We start from the raw sequence: 17,169 nt of genomic DNA on the forward strand, positions 1-17,169 counted from the left end.
GGGGCGGCGGACTATTCCACCCGCTGCCAGCCCGGTCCCATCAGGCGCTCCTGAGGACGGAAGCGGGCCTTGTAGTCCATCTTGCGCGAGCCATCGACCCAATAGCCGAGATAGAGATACGGCAGGCCGAGGGAGGCGGCCCGGCGGATATGGTCGAGGATCATGAAGGTCCCGAGCGAACGCTGGGCCTCCGCCGGATCATAGAACGAGTAGACCATCGACAATCCGTCGGAGAGCACGTCCGTCAGGCAGAGGGCCACGGTCGGCCCGGTGCCCCGTCCGTTGATCGCCGTGTCCGGGCCGCGCCGGCGATAGGCGACGAGATGGGTGTCCACATGGCTGTCCTCGATCATCATGGCGTAGTCGAGCACGGTCATGTCGACCATGCCGCCATCGCCATGGCGCGCGTCGAGGTAGCGGCGAAACAGGGCGTATTGCTCCGAGGCCGGGCGATTGGGCTCGGGATTGCCGATGAGATCGGCGTTTCGCTGAAGGATGCGGCGATGACTCGCCGACGGCAGGAAATCCGACACCACCACCCGCACCGAGATGCACGCCCGGCAGGTCTCGCAGGCCGGCCGATAGGCGATGGTCTGCGAGCGCCGGAAGCCGCCCTGGGTGAGGATCTCGTTGAGGTCACGGGCGCGGCGCCCCACGAGATGGGTGAACACCTTCCGTTCCTCCTGCCCCGGCAGATAAGGGCAGGGCGAAGGCGCCGTCAGATAGAATTGCGGTGTGTCGCGGGGATGGCTCGTCACGCTTGCAGCTGACCTCGGGGCCGGCGGGAGCGTTCCCCGCACGAGACGAGTGTACCCGCCCCGTGGCGGGGCTCAAGTGGGTGAGCGTCGCGGCACCCTATTTTCACGAGGGCGACTGGCATGGCAGGGCTGCTGCCCGTATCAATGCCGCCCTATGGAGACTGGTCGCGTTTCCGACCCAATTCAGGATGAATGCACCCGGTGTCGCGGGCGGCCACCGATGACGGGCGGAAACAGAGTGGCAAAGTTCGCGTGGGCATGGTGCCCGCCGCCTTCCGGTGGTGGGCCGAATGCGTGAGGCGGCATAACAGGATCGTCGGCTCCGACCGCTGCCGAGGTTGACCCGATCTTTCAAGACCGGATAGGGAAATCGTCTCATCAACGTTCTCGAAACATCGATGCCGCGCTCCGACCGGTCGAGTGATATCTGGGCCGGTCCCTCGCGGGAGGAAACCGGACCGGCGGATTACACCCGTCGTGTCGTCGCCGTCCTGTTCGCCTCGTTCCTCGTCCGTCTCGTGGCGGTGCGGTTTCTCGACCTCACCTTCATGGAAACCTATGGCGTGGTCGTCGCGAGGCAGCCGTCGCTTTCGTTCTTCGACCAGCCGCCGCTGACATGGTGGACGATCGCGGGCGCCATGCGCCTGTTCGGTTCCGACGACGCCTTGATCGTGCGCTTGCCGTTCCTCGTCATGTCGGTGATCTCGGGCTGGCTGATCTATCGGATCACGACGCGTCTCTTCGATTCCCGTGCGGGATTCTACGCGGTCTGCGCCTATCTGCTGTCGCCGCTTCTCGGACTTTCGGATGGGAGCCTGGCCCAGACGAACGGGCCGATGACCGTCTTCATTCTCGCGGCCCTCCTGACTTTCCTCCACATCGACTTCGCCGCTTCGCGCGTTCGCGACAACGGGGTCTGGTACGCCTGCGCATTCCTGTTCGGATGCGCCCTCGCGTCCAAGTACCTTGCCGTTCTCCTGGTACCGGGACTGCTCGTCGCGGTGGTGAGCCGGGCCGAGGGGAGGAGCTGGCTCCTGCGCCCCGCCACCTATCTCGGCCTCGTCGTTCTTCTGGTGCCGCTCCTCCCGGTCATCGTCTGGAACGCGGAGCACGGCTGGGTCTCCTTCCTGTATCAGGGGGCCCGCGCCGGTGGTGACGGCAGCATCAACACGGCGCGGGCGTTCCGCTGGTCCCTGACGCAGGTCCTGATCGTCCATCCCCTCGTCTTCGGCCCGGCGCTGTACATGCTGTATCGCGGCCTTCGAAACGGGCCGAGGCAGGAGGGGCCCTGGCTTCTGGCCTGCATGTCCGCGCCCGTGCTCGTTTTCATCTTCGGCGTCATGGTGTGGAGCAGCCACCCCCTGCGCGGCTATCACTGGGCATCAATGGGCTATCTTCCGCTGCTGCCCCTCGTCGGCGCCTGGGCGAGTGGCCTCGCCGCCGATCGGCCGGAGGCTGCGCGGCGCTGGCTCGCCACCCTGGCCGCGACGACGATCCTGGTGATCGGTCTTCTCGTTACCCACGTCTTCACCGGCTGGGCTGAGCGGGTCGCCCCGGCCAAAGCCTTCCGGTCGCAGGATCCGATCCTGCTGGAACTCTACGATTGGGACGATCTTCCCGTGGCGCTGACGGCTCGCGGGCTCGATCCCTCGCGCACCTTCATCGCCGCGACCCGCTGGGAGGATTGCGCCAAGGCCTTCTATGCCGTCAGGGACAAGTTCCGCGGCCTGTGCCTCGCAGGCGACAATATCCACTTCACCTATCTCGCCGATGCCGAGAAATTCCGCGGCATGGATGCCGTCATCATAGACAGGTATGCCAATCTCGAGGCGGTCAGATATAATCTCGACGGGCATTTCGAGACGTTCTCGGAAGATGCGCCCATCCGCCTGAATTTCCACGGGCGCAAGATGCATGATCTCAGGATCGTCCGGGCGACCCATTTCGATGGGACCTGGCCGAAGCCCAGGGTCGGCGCGAAAGGCCGCCAGTGACGCTTCCCTCTACCCAGACACCGTCCAATTCGGCTGCGGATCTGCCCCTGCTCACCATCGTCATCCCCACATTCAACGAGCGGGACAACATCGCCGTCATCTGCGGCCGGATCGCCACCGCGCTCGCGCCGCACCGTTTCGAGGTGATCGTCGTCGACGACAATTCGCCCGATGGCACATCCGCCGTTGTCGAAGATCTGGCGCGGAGCGATCCACGCATCAGGATCATCACCCGGACCGGCCGGCGCGGGCTCGCGGGAGCCTGTATCGAGGGGATGCTGGCGGCGCGCTCCGAACTCGTCGCCGTCATGGATGCGGACCTGCAGCACGAACCGGCGACGCTGACGCCGATGCTCGATCTGATGATGTCCACCCATTGCGACGTGGTCATCGCCAGCCGCTACCTCGACGATCCCGACGTGGCGGCCTTCTCGTCGGTCCGCAAGGCCCTGAGCAATGCCGGCAACAAGCTGGTGCGAGCCCTTCTCCGGGTTCAGACCAGTGATCCCATGAGCGGCTTCTTCCTCATGCGCCGGAGCATTCTGGTGAAGGCCGCGCCGCACCTGAGCCGCGACGGCTTCAAGCTCCTCGCGGATATCCTGGCCCAAGGCGGGCGGTCGCTGAAGATCGGGGAAATCCCCTATGTCTTCGGTCCTCGACTGACCGGGCAGAGCAAGCTCGACGAGAGGGTTCTCTTCGATTTCGCGGTCCTTCTCATCGCGAAGTCGGCCTTCGGCGTGCTTCCGACCCGGTTCGTCTCCTTCGCCCTCGTCGGAGGCCTCGGCGTCATCGTTCACCTGTCGCTGCTGGGGCTGATGCTGTCCGCCCTGAATGACAATTTTCTGATGTCCCAGACCATCGCCACCCTCGGCGCGATGACGGCCAACTTCTTCCTCAACAACATCCTGACGTATCGGGACCAGCGGATCGTTGGCGCCGACCTCCTGCGAGGGCTCGCGGTCTTCTGCCTGTCCTGCTCCTGCGGCGCGTTCAACAATATCCTGGTCGCTCACCTCATCTACACGGGCACCGGCATATGGTGGCTGGCCACGGGAGCGGGCATTCTGATCGGCGCCGCCTGCAATTATGTGCTGTCGGCCCTCACCGTATGGCGGCGCTTCGAAAAGCGACCCGATCGGGAGAAGCAGGCCCACCAGAACGACGCCGCTCTATCGAGCAGCGGCGGAGAACTCGGGATTCCCCAGCCCCCCTCCCTATCGCGGTAGAGGCGAAATCCTCCTCGGACTCCGCCCTGGCCGGCTTTAGACCCGCACCACCGCGAGGCCGACCAGCACGTCGTGGCCCAGGCGCCGATCCGACCTCATGAGTCCGAACAGGATATCGACGAACCACAGCAGGAACGTCGAGATGGCGACGTAGAACAGCAGGGCGTGGATGGCGGCAGTGAGGAAATCCACCCGCAGGCCGCTCGCTGGAGTCACCACGCGCAGGCCCATCATCCGCATGCCCCAGGTGCTCTGGGCGGCACCGCCGACCGTCACCGCGCTGTAGAGGATGCCGCTGGCGGGAAGGATCGCGAACAGGGTCCAGCCGAGCCCGAAGGTCAGCACCCCGAGCACCGTGATCGCCAGGGTGAGGAGGGCGGTGAAGCCGAGGATGAACAAGATGTCGAGGAGATAGGCGACGAAGCGCGCCCCGAGGCTCGCCCGGACGAAAGGGACCGGGAGGGCGTTCGGGAAGCCGGTCCCGTAGCGCTCGGCATAGCCGGCGGGGTCGTAGCCGGGAGGCGTGTTGAGCATGGCCGGTAGCCTTTGAGAGGGGAGACGATTCTCCTTCACGAGAAGACATGGGAGGGCCCATGCCTTCGCTCAAGGTCATACGGGTTACACCGGGTTCGAGGTCAGGCCGATTGCTCGATCACGCCGCGCCAGCCGAGCCCGCGATACGTTTCGTAGCCCGGCGTTTCGTGGAAGGCGACGAGGCGCCCCGCGGCATCGATGTAGCTTCCCTGGCTTCGTCCGTCGGTGCGAAGAGGATAGCGCTCGGTGAGGAGGCCATTGCCCTTGGAACAGGCGATGACGCGGTTCTGGGCATCGAGCAGCATGACACGGCTATGGGCCCGTTCCGCCGGCGCGAGGCGGACACCCTCGACGATGGTGCGTGCCTGCGACTCCCAGTCGAAATGGATCGCTAGAAAACCGATCGGCTTACCGTTCGTCTCGCCGCCCTCCCGCACCGAGGCGACATAAGTGGCGCTCTGCGACCCGTTGAGCGCGGCGACCCGCGCCACGTTGGCCACGGCGAATTCATCGCCGGAGGCCAGCGGCTTGGCGCGGGCGAACCACGGCTCCTGGCTCACATCCTGGCCGACGACATTGAACCGGTCGGGCCGGCCATTGGCGACGACCTTGCCGTCGAGGCTGCACAACCAGAGATCGAGATAGACCGTGTAGGCGGAGAGGATGACCCCGAGCCGGTGCGAGGCGTGGCTCCTGGCTGCGTCGGTCGGAGCGATGGCGCATGCGACGACGGCGGCATCGGTCGCCCACCACCTAACGTCGCAGGTCCGCTCGTAGAGGTTCCGGTCGATGATCTCCACGGCGTTCAGGGCAAGATCGATGCAGCGGGCCGAGCGAGTCTCGCTGGCCAGATGCTCCACGGCCTGGGTCAGGCTGTCGACGCCCTCGCCCAGGGCGTCGCCGAGGCCCGAGACGAGGCCCTCGATCTCGCTCGCAACGCTGCGGACCTCGTTGGCGACGACGGAGAAGCCGGCGCCGCGCTCGCCTGCATGCGCCGCCTCGATGAGGGCGTTCAGGGCCAGCAGATTCATGCGGCGTGTGATGGACTTGATCGATCCGACGCTGCGGTGAGTGAGAGCCTTCAACTGTTCGGTCGATGTCTCGACGAGCATCGAGAGACTGTCGGCCGGGTGATCTACCTCGTTCATTTTCGTCGACATCGCATCCTCGGAATGAACAGGCCAAGCTCGATGCTTGGTATTATTTATATCGAATCAATGTGGAGGCTTGCTGTCGGATGGCAGTGGAACGATGTGAGCCAGGCCGAGCAGAGACGATTCGGTCGCGTGCCCAAGCAACCCGATGCAATGAGAATGCCAAGGCCGCGCAAATGCCTAGCGCACCAGCGCGGGATCGTTTGCTTCCGAATCAAATGTCTCGAGATAGTATTTCTTAAGCATGAAAAGCGCTCCGCCCGACACCGCCTTGTGATCCAGACGGACGCCGATGAGCCCCGCGCCGCCGTCGAACAGACAGTCGATGCGATGCTGGCGTTGGCCCAAAGCGTAATCGACGCGCACGCTGTCGGGCGCCGATCCACGGCCGACATGGAGCAGACGGGGCGAGAGGTCGGATGCGACCAGCGCAGGGAGCGTCCGCCGGCAGGTGGTGATCCGCAGCCGGTCGACGGAGCTGTCGCAGCCCGCGAGCGATGAGACGAGGACGATCAGCAGGAGCGTACCGGGGGCCCGAGGCGCCCGCGGGAGCATCTCAGATGCCGTCGCGCAGGCGTTCGGCCACGCGGGGAGCGTAGTAGGTCAGGATGCCGTCGGCGCCGGCGCGCTTGAAGGCGAGGAGGCTCTCGGTCATGGCGCGGGTGCCGTCGAGCCAGCCGTTGAGGGCGGCGGCCTCGATCATCGCGTATTCCCCGGAGACCTGGTAGGCGAAGGTCGGCACGCCGAACGTGTCCTTCACCCGGCGGATGATGTCGAGATAGGGCAGGCCCGGTTTCACCATCACGGAATCCGCGCCCTCCTCGAGATCGAGGGCGACTTCCCTGAGGGCTTCGTCCGAATTGCCCGGATCCATCTGGTAGGTCCGCTTGTCGCCCACCAGGGCGGCCGAGGTGCCGATGGCATCGCGGAACGGGCCGTAGAAGGCGCTCGCATACTTTGCCGCGTAGGCCATGATCTGGACGTCGCGGAAACCCGCCTTGTCGAGGCCGGTGCGGATCGCGCCGACGCGGCCGTCCATCATGTCGGAGGGGGCGATGATGTCCGTGCCCGCCTCGGCCTGGATCAGGCTCTGCTCCACGAGGAGCGCCACCGTCTCGTCGTTGAGGATCGCCCCGTCCTCGATCAGGCCGTCATGGCCGTGGCTGGTATAGGGGTCGAGGGCGACGTCGGTCATCACGCCGATTTCCGGCACCGCCTTCTTCACCGCCCGCACCGCGCGGCAGACGAGGTTGTTCGAGTTGAGGGATTCCGATCCGGTCGGGTCGCGCAGCGACGCTTCGGTATAGGGAAAGAACGAGATGGCCGGGATTCCGAGCCGGGCCGCGCGCTCCGCCTCGCGGACGATCTCGTCCACGCTGAGGCGCTCCACGCCGGGCATCGAGGCGATGGGCTCGCGCCGCCCGGTCCCCTCGATGACGAAGAGCGGCCAGATAAGGTCATCCACCGTCAGGGTATTTTCGCGCACGAGGCGGCGCGACCACTCCGCCTTGCGGTTGCGTCGGGGGCGCTGCGTGATGCTCAGCGATGCGGCGGAACTCGCCTTGGCGCTCTCGATGGCGAGGGGACGCGGGGTCGGGGTCGCTTCGGTCATGGTCACTACGTCTCGAAGGCCCGTCGCGGGCGCGTCGGGGTCCGCCTAACACATCCCCAAAACTCTTCGAAACCCGGGCCGATCGCCGCCCCCCGATTGACGGGTCCTGACAGAGTTCGTCTAAGCGACCGTGCGAGCACGGGGTTTCCCGGCGCGCGCACCGTGCGGAAACCCGGGAGCCCCCGAGGGTGAGGCAGCCCCCGATCGGAGACGATGGATGACAGGCGCAGACGAGCCGGAGATCCTGTTCGAGCGGCGCGGGAAGGCCGGCCTGATCACCCTGAACCGGCCTAAATCCCTGAACGCGCTCACGGTCTCCATGTCGACGGCGATGTATCGCGCCCTGTCGGAGTGGGAGCGTGACGACACGATCACCCGCGTGGTCGTCCGCGGCCGGGGCGGCCGGGCGTTCTGCGCCGGCGGTGACATCCGCCAGATCCACGACCTCGCCCGCCAGGGGCTGGACGACGAGGTCAGGCGGTTCTGGCTCGCGGAGTACCACCTCAACGCCTATGTGAAGCGCTACACGAAACCCTACATCGCCCTGATCGAGGGGATCGTCATGGGCGGCGGCGTCGGCCTGTCCCTGCACGGAAGCCATCGGGTCTCCTCGGAGCGCTACAATTTGGCGATGCCGGAAGTGGGAATTGGGTTTTTTCCCGATGTGTGCATGACCCATTCGCTGCCGCGCCTGGCCCGCCGCGCAGGGGTCTATCTGGCCCTGACCGGGGCGCGGATCGGTGCCGGCGATGCCCTCGCCCTCGGGCTCGCTACCCACCATGCGGCGGCGGAGAATTTCGACGCCATCACGGATGACCTCTCCGGCGGTGGCGCCATCGAACAGGCTTTCGACCGCCATGCGGCGGCCTTTCCGGAGGTCGGGCCGATCACGGCGCATGGCGGTACGATCGAGGCCTGTTTCTCCGCCGAGAGCGTCCCCGAAATCCTCGCGAGGCTCGATGCGGACGGGTCGCCCTTCGCCGCCGAGACCGCCGCGCTGATGCGCACGCGCTCCCCGCATTCCCTGTGCATCGCGCACGAGCAGATGAAGCGGGGCCTCGCCATGGATTTCGCCGAGGCGATGCAGGTGGAGTATCGCCTCGCCATGCGCGCGATGCACTGGCACGACTTCCTCGAAGGGGTCCGCGCCGTGCTGGTGGACAAGGACAACCGCCCGGACTGGCGACCCGCCAACCTGGCCGATGTGGACCCGGCGGCCATCGCCGAGGCCTTCAGCGCCCTGCCCGATGGCGACGCGCCGAGATTCGATGGATCAGAAAGGATCGCGTCATGAGGGGACTGACCAAGGTCGGCGCGACGCGGGACGGGCGCGGGCGCGCCAGCAACGTGGCCGGCGACCGGATCGAGCGGTCGCCGCGGGTGCCGCAGACGGGGTGGGACGTGGTCCTGGTCTGGTTCATGCGCGTCACGGCGATGGTCTGGCTGATAAAGGGCGTCTCGACCTGGGCGACGATCCTCGATGTCTTTCCCGGAGCGCGCCCGTTCGAGGCCGAATCGCTCGGCCGCCAGACCGTCATCGTCTATTTCGCCGTGATCGACTTCATGGCGGCGATCGGGATGTGGCTCACCAGCGCCTGGGGCGGTGTGGTCTGGTTGTTGGCCGCCACGAGTGCCGTCACCCTGGCGATCCTCACGCCGCATCTGCTGCCGATGTCGATTCCGGCGCTGGGAATGCTCGGCGGTATTATTGTGATCTATTTCGCTTTGTCTTGGGCTGCCGCGCGTGAGGTCAGGTAAACAACACCTTACTGGATTACTTTCATTTTGCATTTACCGACAGAGGTAAATCGCAAATTCATCGTATCGCTTAAACCGTCTTTCATCCGTGACTCGTAGATTGGCTTCATAAGCGGTACCGAACACAGCGGCGCCCGACCCAAGAACCCTGACGAGGCATCCCGATGAAGTCCCAGTCCGCCAAGGTGATCGAAAGCAATACTTCCACCGAGACCAGCCCGGCGCATGGTTCCTACCTCGAAGCGCTGCATCTCGTGGAGCGTCTCCACCGCCGCCTCCTCGACGTGATCAAGGACGAGTTCGAGCGGCGCGGCCGCGAGGACGTCAACAGCGTCCAGGCGCTGCTGCTCTACAATATCGGCGACAAGGAACTGACGGCGAGCGAATTGCGGACCAAGGGCTACTATCTCGGCTCCAACGTTTCCTACAACGTGAAGAAGCTCGTGGAGGCCGGCTACCTCCACCACGCCCGCTCGAAGACCGATCGGCGCTCGGTGCGCATCAGCCTCACCGACAAGGGCCGCACGATCCACGACATCATCCAGGGCCTCTACGACAAGCACGCCCGCACCATCCAGCCGATCGGCGGCATCTCCGACGACGATTTCGGACGCCTCAACGTCGCCCTCGGCCGCCTCGAGCGCTTCTGGACCGACCAGATCCGCTACAGGCTCTAAGCGCCTGACGCGCTCGGAGGCTTCACGCAGGGGGGGGGATGCGGGCGAGTCCGGGCGATGGCCCGGACCGGCTGTGGATTCCTCGACCGGGCGGGTCCGAGCCGAAGAGTTCGGGAGGCCGAACGGGAGGGCACGGTGTGCCTGCGTCAGGCTCCGAAGGTGAACAGGTCGCTCGGGCCCGCATCGATCTGGGCGATGGTGACATCGTGCAGGATGATCTTGTTTATCCCCTCGACGCCGGTGAACGTGACGATGGTGTCCCGCCCATCGTGGAAGCCTTTGAGCTCCATGTCGGCAGCGCCGACCCCCGCGATGTCGACAGCGATGTGGTCGGTATCGACGTTGAACCTATAGACGTTGTCGCGACCGAAGCCGGCCCGGACATGCAAGGTGTCTGTGCCCGCGCCCGCGAAAAGCTTGTCGCCGCCCATGCCGCCGTCGATCTGCGCCCCGCCGGCCCCGGCCTGAATACGATTGTTGCCCAGGCCACCGTCCAACGTATCGGTCCCTTTCCCGCCCTTGATGCTATCGTTGCCGGACGTCCCGACGATCTCGGCGCCATGGCCTGACGTCGACTGAGACCCGATCGTGGCTCCGGTGCTCACCTCGGACATGTCGAGATGGGTGTCGCCGCGAACGTAGACGGCCTCGATGCCCGTGAAAGCGCCCTGGGTGAGGCTCACGGTCCCGCCTCCCGTCACGAACAGGAAGTCCGTTTCGCTCCCGCCGTCGATCAAGAACGGGGTGTCGGTGATCGTCAGCCGGTCTTGTCCACCCATGCCATAAAGGGCATCGCCTCCCCCGTTGCCGGTGAGGGTGTTGTTGCCGGTGTTGCCGATGAGGGTATCGGCAAAGGTCGAACCCGTCAGGTTCTCGATATCGATGAAGGTGTCGCCGGCCTCGTCGCCGGTCCCGGCGAGGATACCGCTGAGGTCCGCAATCACTCCGGCACCGGCACCCCTGTAGCTCGCGGTGTCGATGCCCGCTCCGCCGTCGAGCGTATCGCCACCGGCCCCCCCTTCCAGCACGTCATTGCCGTCCTGGCCGTAGAGCGCATCGTCGCCATCCTTGCCATGGAGTGCATCATCGTTGAGGCCCGTGATCACGACATCGGCATAGGCGCCGCCCGAGAAGGTCATGACGCCAGTGGCCTCTGACGCGTCGAGGAGAAATCCGGCCTGCGTGGATCGTAGATAATCACCGACCGTATCGCGAAAAGTAAAATTTGCAGCAATATCAGTAAAAAGCTGCATGATGGTGGAATTACCGACGAGTATTTTTGGATGTCTGCCGGATCCTACGGCTTGAGGCTGACCGACTAACAGCTGTTCGGCCATGAGGGTGCCGTCGTAAATGGAAACGTCGGTCGAACTCGCCGCATTGTAGTTCCCGCCCGCGGCGTACCGAAACATTGCCATGTGATTCCTCCGGACTCGATGCGCCCTCGACTGTTTTTAGGCGGACTTGATGAATGGATTTACCCCCGAGGCCTGCTCCTATACCCCGAGCCACCTCTGGCACATTCAGGCGCTTGGCCGAGATCAGGACGATGCGGGCGCGCAGGATGGGCTCGAGAGGGCGGGTCGGTCGCAGGCGATGCCGGTCCGCTGTGACGTCGCGGCGTCATCGAGGCGTAGAGGGACGGCCTGAGCCCGGACTCGCACGCATCACGCCCATCGTGAATCGTCGGTTCGCGTCCGTTCACGTGGACAACGCCGCGGCAGGCGCCGCCGATCGACGGGGGAGGCCCTTGCCCAGGGACGCTGCTGTGGCCGTGCCCAGTCTGCAGCGCGCCGGGTTGGGGCTGGAGCGTCGAGCCACGGAGGTGAGCGGCGCCGTCTCATCGCCAAAAAACCGATGCCCGGTTCCCGTTCTGACCATCCGCACGGGGGAACGGTCCATGTCCGGTGATGAATGTGCATGATGCGGAGGCTTCGGGACGCGCTTCTCCGGGGCCGCGGACATCGGCTATGATCGCAGGATGACCGCGCCCCACTCGGCAAAGCCCTCCACCGGCCCCATTATCCTCTTCGATGCCGAATGCGTCTTGTGTTCGGCCAACGCGCGGTTCGTCCTCGAACGTGACCGCAAGGCCGTGTTTCGTCTTGCCTCCATGCAGGGCGAGATCGGGCAATCGCTCTACCGCAGACACGGGATGGATCCGGGCGATCCCGCCAGCCTCCTCGTCGTGGAGGGAAACCGGATGCGTCGCGACAGCGACGCCGCCCTCAGCATCTACGAAACGCTCGGCTTTCCCTGGGCGCTTGTCCGGGTGTTCCGCCTCGTACCCGTCGCGATCCGCGACCCGATTTACCGCTTCGTCGCCCGCCACCGGTATCGTGTGTTTGGCCGACGGGACACCTGTTGGGTCGCCCCAAGACAGTACAGGGACCGCATCCTGTGAGACGTTCGACACGCGGTGTCATCAAGGTCCCTCCGGGCGGGAACCCCTGCCGTGCCGCCAATCCGCTCGTCATCGACGGTCAGGAACAAGTGTCTCTCACAAAACTCCCGCTGCGTCGTCCTGGTCCGCGCGAGAACCGACCGTAACCGGGAGTTTTGTGAGGCACTCCAAGCCGGATCCGTCTCCGGCCATTCATACGCTCGGCCCAGCCTTACGAGGGCTGCTCCTCGCCGACATGCTCTTCTTCTTCGGTGAGAGCGGGCTTTTCGTCGGCATCGTCTCCGATCAGCTCATCGAGTTCGTCGATGAGATCATTCACCTGATCTTCGCTGGCGAGGATGCGGAAGATCTCCCCGTCCACGGTTTCGATGGTCAGGCGATAGCCTCCATCGGTCTCGTCGGTGAGGACACGAGCCAGCTTCTTCGTCGGTGTCATGCGGATTTCCTCTCTTCAGACAACGCACCAGCTCCCCCATCACGCGGTTCGACGTGGCGAGGGAGGCGGTGCGAACGGGTTCGGTGCGGGTCAGATCAGGTCGGAGAAGACGCGATGGGACCAGGCCGTGGATGCGGCGGGACGAGGCGGGGCCTGCCCCGGTTCGGCGCGCGCGGGCTTCGTGCCCCTCGGACCGGGCGTCGTCTTGGCCTGCCGCTGGGGCTTGTGGGGGCCGCCCACCGCGTCGTGTTCGAACAGGAGGCAGGCGCCGTCCTCGTCCGAGATCCAGCCCCGGTCCGCCCAGCCGATGAAGCGGCCATCGTAGGCGTAGACTTTGTCGTCATGGATGAAGGCGGCGGCCTTGCCACTCCACAGGTAGAGGGAGCGTCCGTCGTGGCAGTAGGCCGCCTCGCTGCCATTTCTGTCGAAGAACTCGATCATGGACGGCTCAAGCCCCGATGTGGCTGTTGTGCAGCGTGCGGAGATCGACGTAGCTCATGGTCTCGCTGCTCCAGGTCGGTCCGTCACAATCGTGCAGCCTCTTGGCCAGCGGCTTGTGCTTGTCGCCCTGATAGAACCCCATGATGACGGTCTGACCATCGGTATCGTCGCACTCGATCCGGTAGGCCGGCTGGATTCCCGATCCGAGCCGGCTGAGGCGAACGCGCAGGGTCGGATTACGGATCTGGTCGGGGACCATGTTGAGATAGACGCCCTTCAGATATTCGAGGCGGTCCGCTCTCCGTCCGGCGAGATCCGCGATCGAGACGTTCTCAGCGAGCATGTCGGGTTTGTTCATGATGGATCTGCTTTCCGGTGGATGGGATGGGATGTGGGCCAACTGCATAGACAGGGCGCACCGCGCTGCGATGTTCCATGCGGCGGCTGAGGCGTCTTCGGGCGTGATCAGAAACGTCGTCGGCGTGCTCGCCCCCGAAGGTCGACGTGAGAGGCACGACAGCACCATCATCCACGCCGCGATATAGCCTGGTGCGTGCGCTACGTTCTCACCTTATTCGCGGGCCGCTCGGGTCCCCTCTCCTTCCAGGAGAGGGAGTTCCGCTGCGCCTTTTGTCGAAGCCGTTTGGATAGAGCGAACAGCCTTCGAGGAGATGTGTGAAGCTGGTAGGTGCATGTGGCGGCGGAGGGCCGATTCGGATCGTGTCAGTGCAGGGTCGGTGGCGGTTCGAGGAACGCGCGCATGCCGTCCCCTTCCTCGATGGCCTCGATGAAGGCGTCGAGGGCATCTTCGTCGGAGGCGAAGGTGGTGTCCCAGACGGTCGACCAGCCGGTCTGATCGATGACTTCGAGCGTCCACGGATCCTGCGTGCCGGCGAAGCGATAGACGTTCACCGTCACCGTGATGCCGTTCTGGGTCGCCCGTCCGGTCAGGTCCGAGAATTCCATGGCTGGCATCTCGTGGGTCATGGGGTGTTTCTCTCGAATGACGAGTTCACCGCAGGGACCCGAACTGGTCCCTATCTCATGAGCCGAACGGATAGTCCTATCAGAGTTCTCGATGGAACGGTTCCAAAATGTTCAAACGTCCCGCGAGATCAGCGACCCCGACACGTCAGACAGCGATAGTCTGACGATCGATGACGCTGGAGATCGAGGCTGTTGATCTGCACGATGTCGTAGCGGCACCTCGGCCCGATCGATCTCCCTGCGAGCCAGAATTGTCCGCCATGTGGCTCGACCGCAGCTCGGCCGCCCTTTGTTCACCCGAGAGCACGAAAAAGGCGGCATCCCCGCTGGAATGCCGCCCTGTCGAACCGCTCCCGGGAGCGGTCGGCTTCGTCGCGATCGACTTAGTTGAAGGTGTCGATCTCAGCCGACTCGTAGCTGGTGACTTCCATGCCGACGCACACTTCCTGAACGATGGGGGCAGACCACGTCATGACGTTTCTCCTGGTTGGTTGTGATGATTAGGCTTGGTGACACGGGCCCGTGAGGGCGCCGATCCCTTAGTTGAAGGGATCGATTTCCGCCGACTCGTAGCTGGTGACTTCCATGCCGACGCAAACTTCTTGAACAACGGGGGCAGACCATCTCATGGCAGAACTCCTTCGTGTCCGACGCCCTCAAGATAGGCAATACATTGGGCGCAATACAAGCGGGCACGAGACTTATATTTTTCATATGATGGGTCGCCAGGGCCGGACTTGCCCCGATATGCGGAACATTTTCCTCATTTAAAGAACTATGATGCAGGATTGTACTCCTCCGGCGCCCGATCCCGGCTGCATCGCTGCCCGGTCCGAACCTCGAAACGGAGGCTGCCACGGCCGTCCCGCGCGTCACGCCGAGAAGTCTGAAAGACAGGATGAAATTCATCTTGACGCGCCCCGTGGTGGAGCGCATGGGGGCGCCGCCGACGGCGTCCCCTCGGCGATCCGCATGTGCGGATCGCAGGTGGACGCCTTGGAGCCCGAATTCCCCATCCATGCCCAGCGACAGTCCCGTCGATCCAGCCCACCCGGCCGATATCGTTCTGACCGCCTGACGCCCTGACGGGTTCACACGCGGCTCACCGCGATCCGGCCGAACACGGCCGATCGCCACCCTCCCCCGAGGTGAGCCCATGAACCCGATCGCCCCTTTCCCGACCAAGATCGATCCCTCCGTGCTGGCCGCCCGCCTGTCGGACGAACGGGCGCCCGACATCGTCGAGGCGCTGAACGAGGAGGCGCCCGAGGTCGCCGCCGCGATCCTGCTCGGGCTCCCGCACGACCGGGCGGTGGAGGTGCTCGATCAGCCCGAGCTCGATTTGGCCGCCGACATCATCGAGATGCTGCCGCGCGACCGGGTCGCCTCCTACCTGTCCGGCATGTCGGCGGACCGGGTCACGGACGTGTTCCGCGAGATCGAGGAGCCCGGCCGCTCCGATCTCCGGGCGCGGCTCGATGCGGAGACGCGCGGCACGATCGACCGGCTCAGCGCCTATGGCGAGGAGAGCGTAGGCTCGCTGATGACGACGGAATTCGTCACCGTGCCGGGCAACTGGACCGTGCGGCAGACCCTCGACCATGTCCGTACCGTCGAGAAGACCCGCGAGACCATCTACGCGATCTTCGTCCTCGATCCGCGCACCCAGGCGCTGACCAAGGCCGTGCCCCTGCGCCGGCTGATCTCCGGCAATCCCGACGACAACGTCCTCAGCGTCGCCGCTGGCCGGCGGCCGCTCGCCGTCTCGCCCACCGCCAGCCGCGAGGAGGCGGCGCGGCTGATTTCGAGATACGATCTTCTCGCCCTGCCGGTGGTGGATGCGGTGGGCCACCTCATCGGCATCGTCACCGTGGACGACATGATCGACGCCATGGTGGAGAAGCAGACGCAGGACGTGCAGCGGTTCGGCGGCATGGAGGCCCTGCCCGAGCCCTATATGGATATCGGCTTCGGCACGATGATCCGGAAGCGGGCCGGCTGGCTCTGCGCCCTGTTCCTCGGCGAGATGATGACCGCCACGGCGATGCAGGGGTTCGAGGGGCAGCTGGAGAAGGCCATCGTCCTCACCCTGTTCATCCCGCTCATCATGAGTTCGGGCGGCAATTCGGGCAGCCAGGCGACCTCGCTCCTCATCCGCGCGCTCGCACTGCACGAGGTCCGCCTGCGCGACTGGTGGCGCGTGGCCCTGCGCGAGGTGCCCACCGGATTGCTGCTCGGCACCATCCTCGGGACGATCGGCATCGTCCGCATCGTCGTCTGGCAGAAGGCCGGCCTCTACGATTACGGCGAGCATTGGATGCTGGTGGCGGCGACGGTGGGGGCGGCCCTGGTGGGGATCGTCACCTTCGGTTCGCTGACGGGATCGATGCTGCCCTTCGTGCTCCAGCGCCTCGGCTTCGATCCGGCCACGGCCTCCGCGCCCTTCGTCGCCACCCTCGTCGATGTCACCGGCCTCGTCATCTACTTCTCGGTGGCGATGCTGATCCTGCGCGGCACGCTGCTCTGACCCTCAGCGATCCTCCCGGGCGGAATGCGCCCGGGAGGGACGACGCGTCAGGCCGGCACGCGGCCGTCGGGGGTGTAGCGGTCGATGGCCTGCGGCAATTCCCGCGACAGGCGGGACAGCAATTCCTCGCGGGTCAGCCCCGTCTGCTGCGCCAGGGTGGCGAGAATATCGGGGCCGATGGCCTTTTCGAGGTTCTGCGGCGCGATCTCCTGGTTGGGGCCCTGGTTGACCCAGGACGAGGCCGTCTCGCCATGGCCGTTCTGGGTGAAGCGCTCCACGAGCTCGTTCAACCCGCCGCCGAGGAGGCCGCCGGCTCCCGCGCCGCCGAGGGCGCTTCCGAGCTGGCCGAGGATGCCGCCAAGCCCGCTTTGATGAAGCCCGCCCTGGCTGTCGGTCACGGCCCCCGGCGTTCCCGGAGCTGCCGTCTTGTTCGAAGCACCGCCCAGGAATTCGGCGATCTTGTCCCTGTTCTGGTAGCCCGCCACGGCGAGCAGGCCCAGCAAGGCGGTCATGGACGGATATCCGCGGCTCATGCGCTCTCTCCCTCGAGGTTCGCCGCCGGCTTATCGGCGAGGCGACGCTCACCCAACGTGCATCTGGCGCGGCAGGATGCATCGGGCCGTGGGAATGCCCACCACCGAGGCGCCATGGCGCGCCGCAC

At 65.3% G+C, this 17,169-nt stretch carries 20 protein-coding genes; 7 read left to right on the forward strand and 13 right to left on the reverse strand.

Annotated elements, in window-relative coordinates; genetic code table 11:
• Positions 1-11: 11 nt before the first annotated feature.
• Positions 12-758 (reverse strand): arginyltransferase, encoded by a 747-nt coding sequence (locus FPV16_RS06390; protein ID WP_227437165.1) that lies wholly within the window; start codon positions 756-758, stop codon positions 12-14.
• A gap of 398 nt (positions 759-1,156) precedes the next feature.
• On the opposite strand from FPV16_RS06390, the gene FPV16_RS06395 reads away from it, so the two are divergent.
• Together FPV16_RS06395 and FPV16_RS06400 are read left to right on the forward strand one after the other, a co-directional pair.
• Positions 1,157-2,752, forward strand: a complete 1,596-nt coding sequence (locus FPV16_RS06395; protein ID WP_227437167.1) for a glycosyltransferase family 39 protein — start codon at positions 1,157-1,159, stop codon at positions 2,750-2,752.
• Entirely contained in the window at positions 2,749-3,978 is a 1,230-nt protein-coding gene (locus FPV16_RS06400) for a glycosyltransferase (protein ID WP_227437168.1), read from the forward strand. The genes FPV16_RS06395 and FPV16_RS06400 overlap by 4 nt, the downstream gene beginning before the upstream one ends.
• Before the next feature lie 36 nt (positions 3,979-4,014).
• Here the strand turns inward: FPV16_RS06400 and FPV16_RS06405 are convergent, their stop codons facing one another.
• From FPV16_RS06405 to hemB, 4 genes are all read right to left on the reverse strand, one after another.
• Positions 4,015-4,512, reverse strand: a complete 498-nt coding sequence (locus tag FPV16_RS06405; protein WP_048437773.1) for an RDD family protein — start codon at positions 4,510-4,512, stop codon at positions 4,015-4,017.
• Between the two features lie 101 nt (positions 4,513-4,613).
• A complete protein-coding gene (locus FPV16_RS06410; RefSeq protein ID WP_227437170.1) occupies positions 4,614-5,660 on the reverse strand; it encodes a methyl-accepting chemotaxis protein in 1,047 nt (348 codons plus the stop codon).
• Between the two features lie 186 nt (positions 5,661-5,846).
• Positions 5,847-6,032, reverse strand: a complete 186-nt coding sequence (locus FPV16_RS06415; RefSeq protein WP_227437172.1) for a hypothetical protein — start codon at positions 6,030-6,032, stop codon at positions 5,847-5,849.
• A gap of 190 nt (positions 6,033-6,222) precedes the next feature.
• Entirely contained in the window at positions 6,223-7,278 is a 1,056-nt protein-coding gene (gene hemB / locus FPV16_RS06420) for a porphobilinogen synthase (RefSeq protein WP_227437174.1), read from the reverse strand.
• A 217-nt stretch (positions 7,279-7,495) separates the two neighbouring features.
• Between hemB and FPV16_RS06425 the strand changes: the two genes are divergently transcribed.
• The 3 genes from FPV16_RS06425 (at position 7,496) to ldtR (ending at position 9,713) form a co-directional block, all read left to right on the forward strand.
• Entirely contained in the window at positions 7,496-8,572 is a 1,077-nt protein-coding gene (locus FPV16_RS06425; RefSeq protein WP_227437177.1) for an enoyl-CoA hydratase/isomerase family protein, read from the forward strand.
• A complete protein-coding gene (locus FPV16_RS06430) occupies positions 8,569-9,036 on the forward strand; it encodes a DUF6163 family protein (protein WP_227437178.1) in 468 nt (155 codons plus the stop codon). Before FPV16_RS06425 ends, FPV16_RS06430 begins: the two co-directional genes overlap by 4 nt.
• Positions 9,037-9,200: 164 nt before the next feature.
• Positions 9,201-9,713: a transcriptional regulator LdtR gene (gene ldtR / locus FPV16_RS06435; protein ID WP_227437180.1), complete on the forward strand. Its 513-nt coding sequence runs from the start codon at positions 9,201-9,203 to the stop codon at positions 9,711-9,713.
• Positions 9,714-9,859: 146 nt separating this feature from the next.
• On the opposite strand, the gene FPV16_RS26030 is transcribed toward ldtR, so the two are convergent.
• Positions 9,860-11,125, reverse strand: a complete 1,266-nt coding sequence (locus FPV16_RS26030; protein ID WP_264483721.1) for a calcium-binding protein — start codon at positions 11,123-11,125, stop codon at positions 9,860-9,862.
• Positions 11,126-11,694: 569 nt separating this feature from the next.
• Here FPV16_RS26030 and FPV16_RS06450 point away from each other — a divergent pair.
• On the forward strand, positions 11,695-12,117 hold the full coding sequence (locus FPV16_RS06450) for a thiol-disulfide oxidoreductase DCC family protein (RefSeq protein ID WP_227437182.1): 423 nt from the start codon (positions 11,695-11,697) through the stop codon (positions 12,115-12,117).
• Between the two features lie 211 nt (positions 12,118-12,328).
• Here the strand turns inward: FPV16_RS06450 and FPV16_RS06455 are convergent, their stop codons facing one another.
• The 6 genes from FPV16_RS06455 to pqqA (FPV16_RS06480) form a co-directional block, all read right to left on the reverse strand.
• On the reverse strand, positions 12,329-12,553 hold the full coding sequence (locus FPV16_RS06455; protein WP_227437184.1) for a hypothetical protein: 225 nt from the start codon (positions 12,551-12,553) through the stop codon (positions 12,329-12,331).
• Positions 12,554-12,643: 90 nt separating this feature from the next.
• On the reverse strand, positions 12,644-12,994 hold the full coding sequence (locus FPV16_RS06460; RefSeq protein WP_227437186.1) for a 4-fold beta flower protein: 351 nt from the start codon (positions 12,992-12,994) through the stop codon (positions 12,644-12,646).
• A 7-nt stretch (positions 12,995-13,001) separates the two neighbouring features.
• Positions 13,002-13,352, reverse strand: a complete 351-nt coding sequence (locus FPV16_RS06465) for a hypothetical protein (RefSeq protein ID WP_227437188.1) — start codon at positions 13,350-13,352, stop codon at positions 13,002-13,004.
• A 365-nt stretch (positions 13,353-13,717) separates the two neighbouring features.
• Positions 13,718-13,981, reverse strand: a complete 264-nt coding sequence (locus tag FPV16_RS06470; RefSeq protein WP_227437190.1) for a hypothetical protein — start codon at positions 13,979-13,981, stop codon at positions 13,718-13,720.
• Positions 13,982-14,364: 383 nt separating this feature from the next.
• A complete protein-coding gene (gene pqqA / locus FPV16_RS06475; RefSeq protein WP_018042171.1) occupies positions 14,365-14,454 on the reverse strand; it encodes a pyrroloquinoline quinone precursor peptide PqqA in 90 nt (29 codons plus the stop codon).
• Between the two features lie 66 nt (positions 14,455-14,520).
• Positions 14,521-14,610, reverse strand: coding sequence for a pyrroloquinoline quinone precursor peptide PqqA (pqqA, locus tag FPV16_RS06480; protein ID WP_227437192.1), 90 nt, complete (start codon positions 14,608-14,610; stop codon positions 14,521-14,523).
• Between the two features lie 527 nt (positions 14,611-15,137).
• Between pqqA (FPV16_RS06480) and mgtE the strand changes: the two genes are divergently transcribed.
• Positions 15,138-16,508, forward strand: coding sequence for a magnesium transporter (gene mgtE, locus FPV16_RS06485; protein ID WP_227437194.1), 1,371 nt, complete (start codon positions 15,138-15,140; stop codon positions 16,506-16,508).
• Between the two features lie 47 nt (positions 16,509-16,555).
• On the opposite strand, the gene FPV16_RS06490 is transcribed toward mgtE, so the two are convergent.
• A complete protein-coding gene (locus FPV16_RS06490; RefSeq protein WP_227437196.1) occupies positions 16,556-17,041 on the reverse strand; it encodes a YidB family protein in 486 nt (161 codons plus the stop codon).
• Positions 17,042-17,169: the final 128 nt, after the last annotated feature.

It is taken from the genome of Methylobacterium sp. W2 (genome assembly GCF_020662345.1).
Taxonomy (GTDB): domain Bacteria; phylum Pseudomonadota; class Alphaproteobacteria; order Rhizobiales; family Beijerinckiaceae; genus Methylobacterium.